General features: G+C 52.2%; 18 protein-coding genes and 1 pseudogene. 6 read left to right on the top strand and 13 right to left on the bottom strand.

Features of this window, described 5'->3' with window-relative positions:
• From GA0061070_RS02035 to GA0061070_RS02025, 3 genes and pseudogenes are all read right to left on the bottom strand, one after another.
• The coding region (locus GA0061070_RS02035) for a transposase (protein WP_208598144.1) at positions 1 to 268 on the bottom strand (268 nt) is incomplete at its 3' end.
• A 60-nt stretch (positions 269 to 328) separates the two neighbouring features.
• Positions 329 to 691 (bottom strand): annotated as a pseudogene (locus tag GA0061070_RS02030) (Arm DNA-binding domain-containing protein); the annotation flags it as partial.
• 197 nt (positions 692 to 888) lie between these two features.
• Positions 889 to 1,752, bottom strand: a complete 864-nt coding sequence (locus GA0061070_RS02025) for a YicC/YloC family endoribonuclease (protein WP_090133218.1) — start codon at positions 1,750 to 1,752, stop codon at positions 889 to 891.
• A 122-nt stretch (positions 1,753 to 1,874) separates the two neighbouring features.
• On the opposite strand from GA0061070_RS02025, the gene rph reads away from it, so the two are divergent.
• Positions 1,875 to 2,591, top strand: coding sequence for a ribonuclease PH (gene rph / locus GA0061070_RS02015; RefSeq protein WP_090124020.1), 717 nt, complete (start codon positions 1,875 to 1,877; stop codon positions 2,589 to 2,591).
• A gap of 151 nt (positions 2,592 to 2,742) precedes the next feature.
• A complete protein-coding gene (gene pyrE, locus GA0061070_RS02010) occupies positions 2,743 to 3,384 on the top strand; it encodes an orotate phosphoribosyltransferase (RefSeq protein ID WP_090133216.1) in 642 nt (213 codons plus the stop codon).
• A gap of 269 nt (positions 3,385 to 3,653) precedes the next feature.
• On the opposite strand, the gene slmA is transcribed toward pyrE, so the two are convergent.
• The 3 genes from slmA to coaBC all read right to left on the bottom strand — a co-directional run bounded on the left by slmA (position 3,654) and on the right by coaBC (position 6,025).
• Positions 3,654 to 4,250 (bottom strand): nucleoid occlusion factor SlmA, encoded by a 597-nt coding sequence (gene slmA / locus GA0061070_RS02005; protein WP_090133214.1) that lies wholly within the window; start codon positions 4,248 to 4,250, stop codon positions 3,654 to 3,656.
• Between the two features lie 124 nt (positions 4,251 to 4,374).
• Positions 4,375 to 4,833, bottom strand: coding sequence for a dUTP diphosphatase (gene dut / locus GA0061070_RS02000; protein ID WP_035886792.1), 459 nt, complete (start codon positions 4,831 to 4,833; stop codon positions 4,375 to 4,377).
• Complete coding sequence (gene coaBC / locus GA0061070_RS01995) at positions 4,811 to 6,025, bottom strand: bifunctional phosphopantothenoylcysteine decarboxylase/phosphopantothenate--cysteine ligase CoaBC (RefSeq protein ID WP_090133212.1); 1,215 nt, start codon at positions 6,023 to 6,025, stop codon at positions 4,811 to 4,813. Before coaBC ends, dut begins: the two co-directional genes overlap by 23 nt.
• Positions 6,026 to 6,195: 170 nt before the next feature.
• On the opposite strand from coaBC, the gene radC reads away from it, so the two are divergent.
• From radC to mutM, 4 genes are all read left to right on the top strand, one after another.
• Positions 6,196 to 6,864 (top strand): RadC family protein, encoded by a 669-nt coding sequence (radC, locus tag GA0061070_RS01990; protein WP_090133210.1) that lies wholly within the window; start codon positions 6,196 to 6,198, stop codon positions 6,862 to 6,864.
• Positions 6,865 to 7,317: 453 nt separating this feature from the next.
• Entirely contained in the window at positions 7,318 to 7,554 is a 237-nt protein-coding gene (gene rpmB, locus GA0061070_RS01980; protein WP_002436699.1) for a 50S ribosomal protein L28, read from the top strand.
• Between the two features lie 20 nt (positions 7,555 to 7,574).
• Positions 7,575 to 7,742, top strand: coding sequence for a 50S ribosomal protein L33 (gene rpmG / locus GA0061070_RS01975; protein ID WP_003024094.1), 168 nt, complete (start codon positions 7,575 to 7,577; stop codon positions 7,740 to 7,742).
• Positions 7,743 to 7,817: 75 nt separating this feature from the next.
• Positions 7,818 to 8,627, top strand: a complete 810-nt coding sequence (gene mutM / locus GA0061070_RS01970) for a bifunctional DNA-formamidopyrimidine glycosylase/DNA-(apurinic or apyrimidinic site) lyase (protein WP_090133206.1) — start codon at positions 7,818 to 7,820, stop codon at positions 8,625 to 8,627.
• 75 nt (positions 8,628 to 8,702) lie between these two features.
• On the opposite strand, the gene coaD is transcribed toward mutM, so the two are convergent.
• The 7 genes from coaD to rfaQ form a co-directional block, all read right to left on the bottom strand.
• Positions 8,703 to 9,185 (bottom strand): pantetheine-phosphate adenylyltransferase, encoded by a 483-nt coding sequence (gene coaD, locus GA0061070_RS01965; protein ID WP_090133203.1) that lies wholly within the window; start codon positions 9,183 to 9,185, stop codon positions 8,703 to 8,705.
• Positions 9,186 to 9,188: 3 nt separating this feature from the next.
• Positions 9,189 to 9,959, bottom strand: a complete 771-nt coding sequence (locus GA0061070_RS01960; RefSeq protein ID WP_090133201.1) for a glycosyltransferase family 2 protein — start codon at positions 9,957 to 9,959, stop codon at positions 9,189 to 9,191.
• A complete protein-coding gene (gene waaA / locus GA0061070_RS01955) occupies positions 9,959 to 11,233 on the bottom strand; it encodes a lipid IV(A) 3-deoxy-D-manno-octulosonic acid transferase (protein ID WP_090133199.1) in 1,275 nt (424 codons plus the stop codon). The genes GA0061070_RS01960 and waaA overlap by 1 nt, the downstream gene beginning before the upstream one ends.
• Before the next feature lie 67 nt (positions 11,234 to 11,300).
• Positions 11,301 to 12,290: a glycosyltransferase gene (locus GA0061070_RS01950; RefSeq protein WP_090133197.1), complete on the bottom strand. Its 990-nt coding sequence runs from the start codon at positions 12,288 to 12,290 to the stop codon at positions 11,301 to 11,303.
• 11 nt (positions 12,291 to 12,301) lie between these two features.
• Entirely contained in the window at positions 12,302 to 13,405 is a 1,104-nt protein-coding gene (locus GA0061070_RS01945) for a glycosyltransferase (protein WP_090133195.1), read from the bottom strand.
• 1 nt (position 13,406) lies between these two features.
• Positions 13,407 to 14,534, bottom strand: coding sequence for a glycosyltransferase family 4 protein (locus tag GA0061070_RS01940; protein WP_090133193.1), 1,128 nt, complete (start codon positions 14,532 to 14,534; stop codon positions 13,407 to 13,409).
• On the bottom strand, positions 14,531 to 15,598 hold the full coding sequence (gene rfaQ, locus GA0061070_RS01935) for a putative lipopolysaccharide heptosyltransferase III (RefSeq protein WP_090133191.1): 1,068 nt from the start codon (positions 15,596 to 15,598) through the stop codon (positions 14,531 to 14,533). The genes GA0061070_RS01940 and rfaQ overlap by 4 nt, the downstream gene beginning before the upstream one ends.
• Positions 15,599 to 15,705 lie beyond the last annotated feature (107 nt).

The following is a 15,705-nucleotide window of genomic DNA, read 5'->3' as shown; positions in this document are numbered from 1 at the left end:
TCTTAACCAGCTGCGGCTCAAAGGTGCCGTTACGATCGCGCGGAGTTGCCAGTTCGAAGCTGCCGGTCGGCGCTTTGATGGTCTTCTTACCGGAACCATTTTTACGGTTGGCTTCCACATCCTGAGCCAGATGTGAATCAAGCTCAGCAGCAAGAGCGGCTTCAGTTAACTGTTTGATTAATGGCGTTAAGATACCATCCTTTCCGGTTAATGCCTGACCGGACTGGAGAGCCTTAAGTGCTTTGTCAAAATCGAAGGGCTGGGACATGTGTCATTCCTTTTTGATTGTATATTACTGGAATGACACAGAATTTCTAACACTCCCCCCTAAGATCTGGCGCTCAAAGTACTCTTGGGCTAGTTCGGCAACCTTTAGGGCATTCTTTTCTTCTTCTATCTTTTTGAGTGCCTCAGCTTTGCGTTCCTGCTTTTCTCCTGCAACGTCGTAACCCAGCGCAACACGAGCTGAAAGTTCTTTAGCCGTTTCTCGTGCTTTAGCGAGTGAAAGTTCAGAGTAAGTGCCAATAACCATTGCTCTCTGTTTCCCGACAAACCGGTAGCGGAAGCGCCAGAATGGAATGGCGTAGTTTTTAGGAAAACATAAATACAGGCCATTACCATCCGAACGGCCATCAAATCGTTCCCCAGATCGCACCCATGCTTTGATCTGGATATCCGTTAGTTTCGCCATCACTCGTCCCCAATGAAGTTCTTACTGTGTACATAACTGTATGTGTACATAATATGATTATATACACAACTATGTACACGGTAAACGTGCGCTGTAGTGAGAGTGTGTGAGATTCTATGGAATAAAAAAGCCCGTTATTACACGGGCTTATTGATATGTCTGAGATGTTGTGAGACTTCAAGAGTTCGACTTGGAATTTACTCGATGTTTTGAATCTGCTCGCGCATCTGCTCAATCAACACTTTCAGCTCAATAGCAGAATTGGTGACTTCAGCATTAATCGATTTGGATGCCAGCGTGTTCGACTCACGATTGAACTCCTGCATCATAAAGTCGAGTCGACGACCCACCGCTTCCTTTTTCTTCAGAATGTTATAGGTCTCTTTTACATGCGCTTCGAGCCGATCCAGCTCTTCGGCCACATCGATACGCTGCGCCATTAGCACCAGTTCCTGCTCAAGGCGATTATTCTCCAGTTGTACCTGTGCCTCTTCGAGCTTAGCAACCAGACGCTCGCGCTGCCATTGCAGGATTTCGGGCATATGGGCGCGCACTTTGGCAACTTCGGTACTCACGCCTTCCAGACGCTGCTCAATGAGCGCTTTCAGCGCCTGGCCTTCGGTTTCACGGGCGACGATAAAGTCATCCAGTGCACCGTCAAGCGCAGCGAGAATTTGTGCCGCAATGGCATCCAAATCCTGTTCTTGTGCGGCCATCACGCCAGGCCAGCGCAGGATATCGACCGGATTAATTTCCCCTTCGTCACTCTGCAATTTGACCCAGTTGGCGGAAGATACCAACTGTTTAGCCAGTTTTTCGTTGAGGATCAGTTCCCCTTGTGCGCTGGAATCGGGTTCAAAACGCAGATTGCATTCCACTTTGCCGCGAGTCAGGCGGGTACGAAGACGTTCACGGACAACTGGTTCAAGGCTGCGGAATTGCTCCGGCAGGCGGAAGTAAGTTTCCAGATAACGCTGGTTTACCGAGCGCAGTTCCCAGGAGGCTGAGCCCCATTCACCCTTGATTTCACGCCGGGCGTAGGCGGTCATACTGCGGATCATAGACGTTCCCGTTTTTAAAGAGAGATGTGGGGATTATAGCTTTCGTGGCCTTATCAGGATAGGAATAACCACGGTAAGCCAGTATAATGCGCAGCCACATTCGAATAGCCGGAGAAATCATCATGCGTCCAGCAGGTCGTAGCGCCACTCAGGTGCGTCCCGTCACCCTGACCCGTAACTATACAAAACACGCTGAAGGCTCTGTGCTGGTTGAATTTGGTGATACCAAAGTGCTGTGCACCGCCTCTATTGAAGAAGGCGTACCGCGTTTCCTGAAAGGTCAGGGACAGGGCTGGATCACCGCTGAATATGGCATGCTGCCGCGTTCCACCCATACCCGCAACGCGCGCGAAGCCGCAAAAGGTAAACAGGGCGGTCGCACTATGGAAATCCAGCGCCTGATTGCCCGTGCGCTGCGAGCGGCGGTCGATCTGAACGCGTTGGGTGAATTCACTATTACGCTCGACTGCGACGTGCTCCAGGCCGATGGTGGCACCCGTACCGCTTCTATTACCGGTGCTTGTGTGGCGCTGGCGGATGCACTTAACAAACTGGTTGCGGCAGGGAAACTGAAGACCAATCCGATGAAAGGCATGGTTGCCGCCGTATCCGTGGGTATCGTTAACGGCGAGGCGGTGTGCGATCTTGAGTATGTGGAAGACTCCGCTGCCGGGACCGACATGAACGTGGTGATGACCGAAGATGGCCGCATGATTGAAGTTCAGGGCACAGCGGAAGGCGAACCGTTCTCCCATGAAGAGTTATTGACCCTGCTGGCGCTGGCCAGAGGGGGAATCGAATCGATTATCGCGACGCAGAAAGCGTCGCTGGCGAATTAATGATTAAGGGCGACTTTGAGAGTCGCCTTTTTTTTGCGCGTCATACTTCACACAGCTTCTTTGTTGGCCGCAGGCTCTTGTTGCCTCCACGCTGCTGCGCGAACTATTTTGCGTAATCTGTAAATTGAAAAGTGAGATGAGGAGCGAATCCATGAAAGCGTATCAGCGTCAGTTTATTGAATTTGCGCTTAATAAGCAGGTACTGAAGTTTGGCGAATTCACGCTGAAATCCGGGCGTACAAGTCCCTATTTCTTCAACGCCGGGCTGTTTAATACCGGGCGTGATCTGGCTCTGTTAGGCCGTTTTTACGCCGAAGCGTTGGTGGATTCCGGGATTGATTTCGACCTGCTATTTGGCCCGGCGTATAAAGGTATTCCGATTGCGACGACCACCGCAGTAGCGCTGGCGGAACATCATGAGCGCGATGTGCCGTACTGCTTTAACCGTAAAGAAGCGAAAGATCACGGTGAAGGCGGTAATCTGGTCGGCAGCGCGTTGCAGGGCCGTGTGATGCTGGTAGATGATGTCATCACCGCGGGTACTGCTATCCGCGAATCTATGGAAGTTATCCAGGCCAATGGTGCGACGCTGGCTGGCGTGCTGATTTCGCTGGATCGTCAGGAGCGCGGTCGCGCTGATATCTCCGCGATTCAGGAAGTGGAGCGTGATTACGGCTGCAAAGTGATTTCAATTATCACGCTGAAAGATTTGATTGCCTATCTGGAAGAGAAGCCGGAGATGGCCGATCACCTGGCTGCGGTTCGCGCCTATCGCGAACAGTACGGCGTCTAACCGTAATGCCCGGCAGGAAGCGCTCTGCCGGGCGTGGGTCATAACTGTTTTGTGCCTGGCGTGTTCACATGGAGTGAATAAACCGCAGTGCTGGAGACCATAAACAGGCGAGTTCAGCGGTTTATCATCAAAGCTGTTGGTGTCGGACAGTACCGTAATCGTAGAAAATAGCGTGTGGCGCAACATCAGGTATCTCAACGAATTGCGTTGGGCTTTTTCAGAGATTGCCGGAAAGTGAGAATGCAGCCACAAGGCTGCATAAAGAGAGATTATTGCAGTTGCGCGGCGAGCAGTGGCCAGCGGGCGTCAAAATCGTCGGTTGGGCTGTATTTAAATTCACTGCGCACATAGCGCGACAACATCCCTTCACAAAACGCCAGTAGCTGGCTTGCCAGCAGTGTTTCGTCAGTGGCATAGGCCTCGCCTTCACGCATTTTGCGTTCGCGCAGAACCTGGCGCAACTGCGCTTCAATACGTTCAAATAGCTGGTTAATGCGCCCTTGCAGGCGATCCTGCTCAAACATCAACGCGTGGCCGGTTATAATGCGCGTTAAGCCAGGATTACGCTCACCGAAGCCGAGGATTAGCTGCACAATCAGGCGCAGGCGCATGGTAGTGTCTTTCTCATCCTTTAAAATCAGGTTGATGCGGGTGATCAGGCTATCCTCGATAAACTCTATCAGGCTATCGAACATGCGCGTTTTACTGGGGAAATGACGGTACAGCGCGGCTTCGGATACGCCAACGGAAGCAGCCAGTTTCGCAGTAGTAATACGCTGGCTTCCATCGCTGGATTCCAGCATCAGCGCCAGAGACTGAAGTATTTCCTCGCGGCGATTCCTTTTCGCAGTTTGTTTTTCTGCCATGTTCTAAAATACCCCTGAAAATAAACACTTGTCAGGCGAGCGACCACACGGCGACCACAAACAAGGTGCGTTTGCGGTGATGTTATCGCGTTATTTCGCCGTGTGATGCGTTAAATAGAGCGGTTTACTGACGCCCGGAATGGCCAAAGCCGCCTTCGCCGCGTTCAGTCGCGTCGAACTCTTCCACCAGATTAAATTCTGCCTGAACAACCGGTACAAACACCATTTGCGCGATGCGCTCGCCCGGAACAATAGTGAAGCTGTCCTGGCCGCGGTTCCAGACGGAAACCATTAGCTGCCCCTGATAATCCGAGTCAATCAGACCAACCAGATTACCCAGCACCACGCCATGTTTATGGCCCAGCCCTGAACGCGGCAGAATAACCGCAGCGAGCGACGGATCGGCAATATGGATTGCCAGGCCGGTTGGCAGCAACGTTGTTGCGCCTGGCGCCAGCTCTACGGCGTCGTCGAGACAGGCGCGCAGGTCAAGTCCGGCGGAACCGGAGGTGGCATAAGTCGGTAGCGGAAATTGCTTGCCGACACGCGGGTCCAGAATCTTAACGTCGATTTTTTTCATCATAACGGGTAACGATCTCGTCCAGTAATTGGTGTCCCAGAAGTTCTTTGCGTTCAAGCGGCAGACGTTTGTCGCCCTCCTGCCAGAAAAGATGTAGTGCGTTGTTGTCACTATTAAATCCTTGATCTGATTGCGAAACATCATTAGCACAAATCAGATCAAGGTTTTTGCGGGCGCGCTTCTGCCGGGCATATTCTTCCACATTATTTGTTTCGGCGGCAAATCCCACGACAAAGGGGCGATGGGCAGAAAGTGCGGCAACGCCAGCGACGATATCCGGGTTTTTTACCATTTTTATCGTGATTTCATCGCCTTGTTTTTTAATTTTCTCTTCCGCCACGCTGGTCGCGCGATAATCAGCGACGGCGGCACAGCCGATAAAAATGTGCTGTTGCTGCACGCTATGCTGCACGACCGCTTCCATCTCCAGCGCGGTGGTGACATCTATGCGTTGCACAAGCGCAGGTGTCGGCAGCGTGACCGGGCCTGCAACCAGCGTGACGTTCGCACCGCGGTTGGCGGCGGCGGCGGCAATAGCGAAGCCCATCTTACCGGAACTGAGATTAGTAATATAACGCACCGGATCCAACGGCTCACGAGTCGGGCCGGCGGTAATCATGATGTTCAGATGTTGCAGATCTTTGACAGGCGAAAAATACGCGGCTGCCATATCGACGATCGTTAACGGATCCAGCATGCGGCCAGGGCCAACATCGCCACAGGCCTGGCTGCCGCTGTCCGGCCCCCACAGCAGCAGACCGCGTGAGGCCAGCACCTGCAAATTATGCTGGGTTGCTGCGGCACGATACATTTGCTGGTTCATTGCTGGCACTACCGCGACAGGCGAAGGGGTGGCGAGGCAAATCGTGGAAACCAGGTCGTTGGCCATTCCGGCGGCGATGCGGGCAATCAAATCGGCGGTGGCGGGCGCCAGAATCACCAGATCTGCCCATTTACCGAGTTCTATATGGCCCATTGCTGCTTCGGCAGCGGGATCGAGCAGACTGTCGGAAACTGGATTCCCGGAAACGGCTTGCAGACTCAGCGGGGTAATGAAGGCTTTGGCGCCTTCGGTCATTACCACGCGAACTTCCGCGCCGCGATCACGCAGACGGCGCACCAGTTCAGGCGCTTTATAAGCCGCAATACCGCCGCTTACGCCGAGGACAATTTTTTTACCCGCCAGACTGATCATGATTCTTTCCTGTTGGATTTCACCAGAAGCTGGGCATTTTATCACAATCTTGATGTTGTCGTGCTTTTGCCCGCAGAGCACTTTGCGAGGCGCTACGCAGGCTTTGATATTGGCAGTCGAAGGAAGAAACGTGAAATGGCAACATACATGTGGGATCGGGAGGAGGGAGTATGGATATTGTTTTGACACCCCAGAAGCCGCGCGAAAAGATGATGCAGTATGGCATTGAGACACTATCAGATGTGGAGTTATTAGCGCTTTTTCTGCGCACCGGAACGCGAGGAAAGTGTGTCATAACCCTTGCCCGTGAACTGCTGAAGCAATTTGGTTCACTTTATACTTTGCTCTCTTCCGAGCTGGAAGATTTTCAGGATGTACACGGAATCGGCGTGGCGAAATATGCGCAGTTGAGAGGCATCGGCGAACTGGCACGCCGTTACTATAATGCGCGCCTGCTGGAAGACAGCTCGCTGCTAAGCCCTGATATGACGCGTGAGTTCCTGCAAAGTCAATTAGCGGGGGAAGAGCGCGAGATCTTTATGGTGATCCTGATGGATAACCAGAACCGGATACTGAAACACTGCCGGTTGTTTAGCGGCACCATTAACCATGTTGAAGTGCATCCGCGGGAAATTCTGCGTGAAGCGTTAAAAGTGAATGCAGCCGCAGTGATCCTCGCGCATAATCACCCTTCAGGTAACGCTGAGCCAAGCAAGGCGGATAAGCAAATCACTGAGCGGGTGATAAAATGCTGCCAGTTCATGGACATCCGTGTGCTTGATCACCTGGTTGTTGGTCGCGGAGAGTGCGTTTCGTTTGCAGAACGCGGCTGGATTTAAGCCATTTTAGGCGATCCTCCGGGATCTTTGTCTGTTCGGGACTTGAGCGCACCGCCGACTCAGCGTATACTACGCCACCTTTGAGAATCTCGGGTTTGGCATTTGGGCCTGGCAATCGAGAGTTCACTTAGACACTAAATCCTTCAGGTTGCATCAGGGCGGCAAGAGAGTGAATCCCTGTGAGCGTACATAAGTACGTGAGCTGGATAAGCGAGCGGAGGCAGCCGGAAAGATGACGTGTATACCCTAAATAATTCGAGTTTCAGGAAGGCGGCGACGCAGTGAATCCCCAGGAGCTTACTCCAGTAAGAGACGGGGGTGAGCGAGGAAAGCCAACACACATGCAACTTGAAGTATGACGGGTATAGAACTGCGATGACCGGGCTGTAAAGCCTGACGAGGCGCCGATACCCCATACGAAGCTCGAGCTAATTTGATTTTTGGAGAATAGACATGTCCCGAGTCTGCCAAGTTACTGGCAAGCGTCCGGTGACCGGTAACAACCGTTCCCACGCACTGAACGCGACTAAACGCCGTTTCCTGCCGAACCTGCACTCTCACCGTTTCTGGGTTGAGAGCGAAAAGCGTTTTGTCACCCTGCGTGTATCTGCTAAAGGTATGCGTGTAATTGATAAGAAAGGCATCGACACAGTTCTGTCTGAACTGCGTGCCCGTGGCGAAAAGTACTAAGTACTTAGAGGATATAAATCATGGCTAAAGGTATTCGTGAGAAAATCAAGCTGGTTTCTTCCGCTGGTACTGGTCACTTCTATACCACTACGAAGAACAAACGTACTAAGCCGGAAAAACTGGAACTGAAAAAATTCGATCCAGTTGTCCGTCAGCACGTGCTGTACAAAGAAGCTAAAATCAAATAATTTTAGTTTTCTTGCACAAAAACCCCGCACTGTCGGGGTTTTTGCATTTCTGATAACCCGCAAGCCGGAGATGAGATGCCTGAATTACCCGAAGTAGAAACCAGCCGCCGGGGTATAGAACCACACCTGGTTGGCGAAACCATTCTTCATGCGGTAGTACGCAACGGGCGATTACGCTGGCCGGTTTCTGATGAGATCCACGCCCTGAGCGATAAACCGGTGCTGAGCGTTCAGCGTCGCGCGAAATACCTGCTGCTGGAGCTGCCGGATGGCTGGATCATCATCCATTTGGGTATGTCCGGCAGCTTACGCATCCTTCCTCATGAGCTTCCTGCTGAAAAGCATGACCATGTTGATCTGGTGATGAGCAACGGTAAAGTACTGCGCTACACCGATCCTCGCCGCTTTGGCGCATGGCTGTGGACCAAAGAGCTGGAAGGCCACAATGTGCTGGCACACCTTGGCCCTGAACCGTTAAGCGAAGCCTTTAATGCCGATTATTTGCAGCAAAAGTGCGCAAAGAAAAAAACGGCCATCAAACCCTGGCTGATGGATAACAAGCTGGTGGTCGGCGTAGGAAACATCTACGCCAGCGAATCACTGTTCGCCGCCGGGATCCATCCGGATCGCCTGGCCTCTTCGCTGTCGCGTCAGGAGTGTGAAATTCTGGTGCGGGTGATCAAAGCTGTGCTGTTGCGCTCCATTGAACAGGGCGGAACCACGCTAAAAGATTTTCTGCAAAGCGACGGGAAACCAGGCTATTTTGCGCAGGAGTTACAGGTGTATGGACGGGAAGGGGAACCCTGCCGCGTTTGCGGTACGCCGATTATGGCTGCAAAGCACGCGCAGCGCTCAACGTTTTACTGTCGCCGCTGCCAGAAATAAGCGCGTTTTTTTGCCGGATGGCGGCTCTGGTTTTCAGGTACAGCGGTATTGCCTGGCCTGATAAGCGAAGCGCTATCAGGCACTAAGCTTCTCCAGCAACGCCTTGTGCACGTTTGGCGGCAGGAAGTGAGCGACATCGCCCTGATGGCGCGCCACTTCTTTTACCAGTGATGAAGAGATAAACGACCACTCTTTCGACGGCATCAGAAACACGCTTTCCAGTTCCGGCATCAGATGGCGGTTCATATGTGCCAACTGCATTTCGTATTCGAAATCTGCAACGGCACGCAGACCGCGGATCAGAATATTTGCCTGCTGCGCGCGGGCAAAGTTCGCCATCAAATCACTGAACCCCACCACCGTAACGTTTGGCAAATGCGCCGTCGCTGATTGTGCCAGCGCCACGCGCTCATCAAGGCTGAACATGGGATTCTTGCCGGGACTGGCGGCGATAGCCAGCACGACCTCGGTAAACATGGCTGCGGCGCGGGTCACGATATCAATGTGGCCATTGGTGATCGGATCGAAAGTACCGGGATAAATCGCTTTTGTACTCATCGCTTATTCTTTCTCTGAATAACCGTGGTTCAGCGCCCACAGCTCGGTGTATTTATTAAACGTATATTGTGCATTAACCACCGCCAGCAACCAGCCTTGTTTGCCGTCGAGCACGCCGCCACGCAGCAGCAATGTTTTTGTGAATGCGCCCAAAGTATGAGCGAAAATCCCCGGTAGTGAGGTTTTTTTACCGCGCTGATGGCGTTCCTGCGCCCACGCCGTGGCGTAATTGAGCTGCTTGCACTGGAAGCTGGCGAAATCACGGCAGGTCAGGTGCAGTAAATCACCGCTCAGGGCGATGGTCTGCGCCTGCGGCGCATCGAGTGACTCATGAACGCGGTTATCGTTGTACTGGTAACGTTCGCGTTCGTACAGGCGCGTGACGCGATCCGGATACCAGCCGCTATGGCGCATAAAACGCCCGAGAAAGTAATTGCGACGAGCAATGCTGTAAACTGCACCGGGCTGCGGCGCAGCCAGCGCCTGGCGCAGTTGTTCTGCCAGCTCAGGGGTTACGCGCTCGTCGGTATCAATCATCAGGATATAGTCGCCACTGGCATAACGCTGGGCAATTTGACGCTGAATGCCATAGCCCTGCCAGTCGGTATGGCTGAAGACTTTAGCACCGGCGCGGCTGGCAATGCCGGGTGTGTCGTCGCGGCTGCCGGAATCCAGCAGCACGATTTCATCCGCCCAGGCCACGGACGCAAGGCAATCTGGCAGTAGATCCGCCGCATCTTTGGCGATCATCACCACCGACAAACGTCTGGACATTAATGGCTCCGCTGAGGCAAATACGGTTGCAGGAGTTGCAGCAGACGCGTCAGCGCGCCCTGGTTCTGGTGCAGAACCTCAACGGCATGACGACCGCACCACAAGCGGTAGTCTTCATCCGTTAGCAGTGTGGAAACTTCTTTCACCAACGAATCCGCATCGGTCACCGTGATCAACCCTTCCGCTTCTTGCAAACGTGCACAAATATCTTTGAAGTTAAAGGTATGTGGCCCCATCAACACCGGAATGGCATGGGCAGCGGGTTCCAGAGGATTATGACCGCCGCGCTCAACCAGGCTGCCGCCGACGAAAGCAAGATCGGCAATACCGTACAGCAGCATCAGTTCGCCCATGGTATCGCCAATAACCACCTGGGTGCTGCCGGATGGGATCTCGCCTGAGCTGCGCAGGGTGTAGCTGAACCCGGCTTTTTGCGTCATGTTGCGCGCATCCGGGAAACGCTCAGGATGGCGAGGAACAAGGATCAGCAGCAAATCGGGGAATGTTTCCAGCAGCTTGCGGTGCGCCTGTAAAATGATGGCTTCTTCACCTTCGTGCGTACTGGTCGCAATCCATACTTTACGGCGCGGTGCCCACTGGCGGCGTAGTGTCACGGCGCGAGCGGCAAGCTCCGGCGTAACAGAAATATCGAACTTCAGGCTACCGGTAACGCTCAACTGGTTGCGTTTTAGCCCAAGTTGCAGGAAACGGTCGCCATCTTCCTGGTTTTGTGCGGCAATCAAGGTGATTTTGCTGAGTAAACGACGCATCGCTTTGCCCAACCGGGCATAGCCTTTTGCCGAGCGCCCGGAAAGGCGCGCGTTAGCAATCACCAGCGGAATTTGCCGGGCATGAAGGGCAGAAATCATATTTGGCCATAGCTCGGTTTCCATAACGATCACCAGCTTCGGGCGTACGGTATTCAGGAAACGGTTCATGGCGCACGGCAAATCGTAGGGCAAATAAACGTGATGAACGTCTTTACCAAACGCGGACATCACGCGTTCCGAGCCGGTTGGCGTCATGGTGGTGACGGTGATCGGTAATGCAGGGTAGCGATGACGCAGCGCGCGCACCAGCGGGATGGCCGCCAGAGTTTCGCCTACGGAGACGGAATGCAACAAAATACCGTCCGGCTTCACTTTGTTACGACAAAATCCATAGCGTTCAGCCCAGCGCTTACGATAAGCAGGGGCTTTGCGGCTGCGAAGTAATAATCGCAACCACACCAGAGGCTGTATTAAGTAAAGCAGGGTGGTATACAACAATTCCAAGCGACTATCCGTTTTTTTAAGATTCGGCGGGCAAATTCTAAGCATTTAGGACAGCTAAAGCTATACCTTATGCCAGATACCTTTTGAGACGGAAGTAGCGGCGGCCAAGGCGCCAGCGCAAACGTGGACTTTTTGCACTTTTCCAGATGAGTTTCCAGATGCCTTTCTCGAAAAACTCGCGAATGATCATCGCCTTCTTGCTTGCATCCTTCATGTTATCAAAGGTATGGATGATGCCGAGCCCTTCTTTGGCTATCTGCCAGTAACATGCCGGTATATTTTTAACTTTATCCGCATAGCGCTGGTTAATTGCGTCCAGCATTTGCAGGATTTTCATGTAGTGGCGCGCTGAGCGAATCAGCGTGTCGTCAGTGTCCGGCATGTGCGAAACAGACGCTGAGTGGATGTAGTAATCGTAAAATTGTTCACTGGTATATTGCACGCGCCCGGCAGCGAGCAGGACTTCCGTTGTCCAGGGAATATCCTGGTGGCGAAGACCCGGTTCGAAATGAAAGTTATGCTGACGGATGAAATCGTGGCGATATATATTCAGCCAGGTGACATGCAGGAATTTACGCGAATCCAGGGCTTGTTTAAGCCATGCCGGGCCGGTCATAACACCCGTTGACTGTAACTTTTCAGGCGGAAAAATCGGACGGGTGGGTTTTTTGTCATTTTCCCAGACATAATTACCGTTACAGGTCGCAACATCCAGATTTCCCGTATTGGCCATATCAAGCAGGCGCTGATACATACCGGGTTTGAAAACGTCATCAATATCCGGAAAAGAGAGGTATTTTCCCTTTGCACAGGCCAGCCCGGAATTACGGGCAACCGAAACACCCTGATTTTCTTGTTCAATAACCAGCAGTTGCGGTAGTCGATCGCGCCATTGATCCACGATCTGCATCGATCTATCCGTGGAACCATCATTGACAATGATTACTTCCATGCTGTCTATTTTTTGCGCAACGAGGCAAGTGAAAAACTGGTCGAGGAACGCTTCGCCGTTATAGACGGCAACCACCACGCTTAACATAGGCGCTGAAATTTGCATAAGGAACCTGATTACTTATTATTTTCCGCCAGCGCAAGATACTGCTGGCAAATCGCATTGATACCGTAGGATGAAATAATCTCGCCATCTATTCCCTGGGAATTATTGGCATACACATCGGATAATGTTTTTGCCAGTGACTCGTCGCTCAGGCCGCTAAGGCCGCGAGCAAGTGGCCCCGTCAAAATCTCCGCTGGCCCACCTGGGCAGTTAGTGCTAACCGGTGGCGTCTGGCAGATAATCGCCTCGACCAGAACATTACCAAATCCTTCGCAGTCCGAGCTTAGCACTAAGAGGCGTGCGCCTTTGATCCAGGAATAGGGATTAGCGACAAATGGATGAAACACAACCCTGTCAGCGATTCCAAGACTTTCTGCAAGCGCCTTTAACTGGGCGATTTTTGCCTCTGAGCCGTTACCCATCATCACTAAAGGCACCTCGATTTTGCTAAGCGCATAAGCGCGCAGCAAGCGGTCGTGCCTTTTCTGTTCGTGGAAGCGTCCAACGTGAATCAGGTAGTCCTGCCCCTGCATTTCAAATGGCTGCCTGGCCAGGTCCTGTATAGCCTCGACATCGAAGGGGTTATGGATAACCGCGCTACGACGCAGAGGGATTGCCAGCGTGTCGGAAAGATCGTGCAGCACGGCTGACGAGACGGCCACTATATTGCGGTTTTTGTAGATGTGCCGCATCTTCATATGCTTAAACCAGCGGGAAAAACCACGGCGGTGGCAAAGATAGGAAAATGAGAACATGCCGTGAATACAAAACCAGACTTTGTCGCGATCAAGCGCGTGGCTGTGGGCGACAATACGGTCGGTTTTATGCAGATGGGAAAAAACAATATCAAACTTTCCGCTACGTTCTGCGGTAATAATCGCTTCATCTAACAGCTTTGCCCGACGCGGGATCTCTGTAAGCTTGCGCCAGGGTTTTTCGCATTTGTCCTGAATTACCTGGAAATCCACACCTTCAGGAATGGGGTAATCGCACTCTTTACGCAGTGAGAAAAGAGAGACCTGGTGTCCCATTTGCACTAATCCGCTGGAGAGAGTGAGAACAGTTTTTTCTGCACCTCCACCGGGTAAGCCATCAATAATCATCAGGATACGCATATTAATCCAGAATATTTTGATAAAGCGAAATTAGCTGGTTTGACAGCTTGCTTGGGGTTGAGTCCTTAACCTTATCGCGGGCTTTCATGCCCATGTCATTACTTTTTTCCAGTGATGGAATGGCCATCACAGCCTCTCTTAACCTGCCGATATCAAGGGCATCACAGAAGAAACCATTACTTCCTTGCTCTATAAATTCCGCCCCACCGCAGCTATCTGAAGTGATGACGGGTAAACCACATGCCATCGCTTCCAGAATGACGTTTGGGAAAGGATCATACAACGTTGGTAACAACAGGCCATCGGAAAGCTGATAAAAGGGCAACGTCTCTTTTTGCATACCCATAAACCGGATCTGTTCTTTACAGCCCAGTGACTGGGTAAGCGCCTGATAACGCTTTTCTGCTTTATCCTGGCCTATGACTATCAGATAAGCCGTAGTACCTGCTATCGCCTCAATCGCCGCAGCGAGGCCTTTTCGTTCAAAGCCCGAACCCACAAAACAAAAAACAGTAGCAGCAACAGGAAGTCCATATTGCTGACGCAACGCTACGCGCTGCGCGCTCTCCGCCGGAATGAAACGGCTGGAATCTATTGAATTATAAATGACGTGTATCTTTTTTGCGTCAACGGCAAAGTCTTCGACGATTTCTTGCTTAATCATCTCCGCATTGCAGATAACCGCTTTCAGCTCTGGCGCTTGATACATTTCGCGTTCGGCGTGCATGACATAGCGGTGATAGCGGTCAAGCATCAGCATTTTTGCACGCCACTCGGGAAGAATACGTGAACGCTGCCGCAGCCACCGTTGATGCACGCCGTCACCGGCGCGATAAATATCGCAACCCGCGATACGCTCGTGACTCTGAACGATATCAAATTGCTGCTCCTGCCAGAGCGCACGCGCAGCGTTAGCAAAACCTCTTTCCCGGCTAATACGTCCCCATTTGGCGGGATTGCAAATATGGATGTGCCAGTCATCCTGACGCTCCCCTTGCCACTCGCGGGTGATGACGTTTAGCTCCAGATCTTGATTACCAAGCGCCATAAGCGCACGGGAGACAAAGCGTTCCGCACCGCCATCAGGACGATATTTTTGACGAACAATAGCCAGACGGTGACGTTTCATACCAGACACCTCTTCGCTGCATCGACAACTGCATCAACGGGGATAGCGTCGAGATAACGTTCACTGGTTTTGGTATCAACGGCGTCAGGGTCGGGAAGCGGTCCAAAATTACCCGCCCAGATCACTTCGCCATTGACCTGCCAGGGCGACCAGAAAGTGAGTTTTGACGGGCCGAAAAGCGCAACGCAGGGCGTTTGCAACGCAGCGGCCATATGCATGGGCACAGAATCGACACCGATAAACAGGTCGGCATGGTCGATAAGCGACGCAAGCTGGCGCAACGAGAGCTGGCCTGCCAGCGAGATAACATCGGTCTTCGGCGATGCGCTGAGGATCCGGTCCACCATCGACAGCTCTTTTTTATCCGGTCCGGCGGTCAACACAATGGTATGGCCTTCCCGCTGTAGCGCCGTGATAGTTTGCGCCATTTTGTTTTCATCCCAGCATTTGAAGAACCAGCGCGATGTTGGCTGAATGATGATATAGCGATCGCCAACGCCTTGTGCTGTCAGCTTTTGTCGGGCGAAATTCCAGTCATCTGAGGTGTAACTCATCGTCACCGTTGAGACGGCAGGAAGCGATAAGGGAGAAAGGATAGATAAATTCTGCTCAACGGTATGCAACGCATTGTGGTTTGCAACGGAAACCAGTTCGGTATGACAAAAGCGCCAAAAGGCGTTTTTACGTTTATTGAAGCCGAAGCCAAGACGAACCGGTGCGCTGGTAAAGCGAGTAACGATAGCGCTGCGCCATTGATCGGCAAGATTTATCACCAGATGATATTGGCGGGATCTGAGTGCGCACAGTAGCTGCCACTCTTTTTGCAAATGTTTGAGCGTACCAAGTTGCTTCCATTTGCGATCGATACCATAAATCGTATTAATCGCCGGGTGCGCTGCCAGCATGTCGCGTGTTTCTTCGTACAGCAGGATATCAATTTGCGCATCCGGCAAGCTCTGGCGCAGCGAGTTTATTAGCGGAGTCGTCAGCAACATGTCGCCATGATGACGAAGTTTAATCAATAAAATGCGTAAATCAGGCGTATTCAGTATGTTATTCATCATCGTCTTATCGGCAACAACCTTCCTGTGATTCTAATAGACCTGGTGTTGTCTTGCACTCTTTCTCCATGCTGTCAGGATTTTATCTCTAAGGGTTTACTCATCGTGAT

The organism is Kosakonia oryziphila, assembly GCF_900094795.1.
GTDB classification, from domain to species: Bacteria; Pseudomonadota; Gammaproteobacteria; order Enterobacterales; family Enterobacteriaceae; genus Kosakonia; species Kosakonia oryziphila.
Note: the sequence above shows the minus strand (reverse complement) of the source record. Positions and strands in the feature narration are given on the sequence as shown.

Excerpts from the sequence above, each read along its gene's own strand:
- GA0061070_RS01945 (WP_090133195.1), bottom strand. The coding sequence starts at position 13,405 with ATGCGTATCCTGATGATTATTGATGGCTTACCCGGTGGAGGTGCAGAA.
- mutM (WP_090133206.1), top strand. The coding sequence starts at position 7,818 with ATGCCTGAATTACCCGAAGTAGAAACCAGCCGCCGGGGTATAGAACCA.
- GA0061070_RS01960 (WP_090133201.1), bottom strand. The coding sequence starts at position 9,959 with ATGTCCAGACGTTTGTCGGTGGTGATGATCGCCAAAGATGCGGCGGAT.
- slmA (WP_090133214.1), bottom strand. The coding sequence starts at position 4,250 with ATGGCAGAAAAACAAACTGCGAAAAGGAATCGCCGCGAGGAAATACTT.
- radC (WP_090133210.1), top strand. The coding sequence starts at position 6,196 with ATGGATATTGTTTTGACACCCCAGAAGCCGCGCGAAAAGATGATGCAG.
- rpmB (WP_002436699.1), top strand. The coding sequence starts at position 7,318 with ATGTCCCGAGTCTGCCAAGTTACTGGCAAGCGTCCGGTGACCGGTAAC.
- GA0061070_RS02025 (WP_090133218.1), bottom strand. The coding sequence starts at position 1,752 with ATGATCCGCAGTATGACCGCCTACGCCCGGCGTGAAATCAAGGGTGAA.
- coaBC (WP_090133212.1), bottom strand. The coding sequence starts at position 6,025 with ATGATCAGTCTGGCGGGTAAAAAAATTGTCCTCGGCGTAAGCGGCGGT.
- rph (WP_090124020.1), top strand. The coding sequence starts at position 1,875 with ATGCGTCCAGCAGGTCGTAGCGCCACTCAGGTGCGTCCCGTCACCCTG.
- rpmG (WP_003024094.1), top strand. The coding sequence starts at position 7,575 with ATGGCTAAAGGTATTCGTGAGAAAATCAAGCTGGTTTCTTCCGCTGGT.
- dut (WP_035886792.1), bottom strand. The coding sequence starts at position 4,833 with ATGATGAAAAAAATCGACGTTAAGATTCTGGACCCGCGTGTCGGCAAG.
- coaD (WP_090133203.1), bottom strand. The coding sequence starts at position 9,185 with ATGAGTACAAAAGCGATTTATCCCGGTACTTTCGATCCGATCACCAAT.
- GA0061070_RS01940 (WP_090133193.1), bottom strand. The coding sequence starts at position 14,534 with ATGAAACGTCACCGTCTGGCTATTGTTCGTCAAAAATATCGTCCTGAT.
- pyrE (WP_090133216.1), top strand. The coding sequence starts at position 2,743 with ATGAAAGCGTATCAGCGTCAGTTTATTGAATTTGCGCTTAATAAGCAG.
- rfaQ (WP_090133191.1), bottom strand. The coding sequence starts at position 15,598 with ATGATGAATAACATACTGAATACGCCTGATTTACGCATTTTATTGATT.
- GA0061070_RS01950 (WP_090133197.1), bottom strand. The coding sequence starts at position 12,290 with ATGCAAATTTCAGCGCCTATGTTAAGCGTGGTGGTTGCCGTCTATAAC.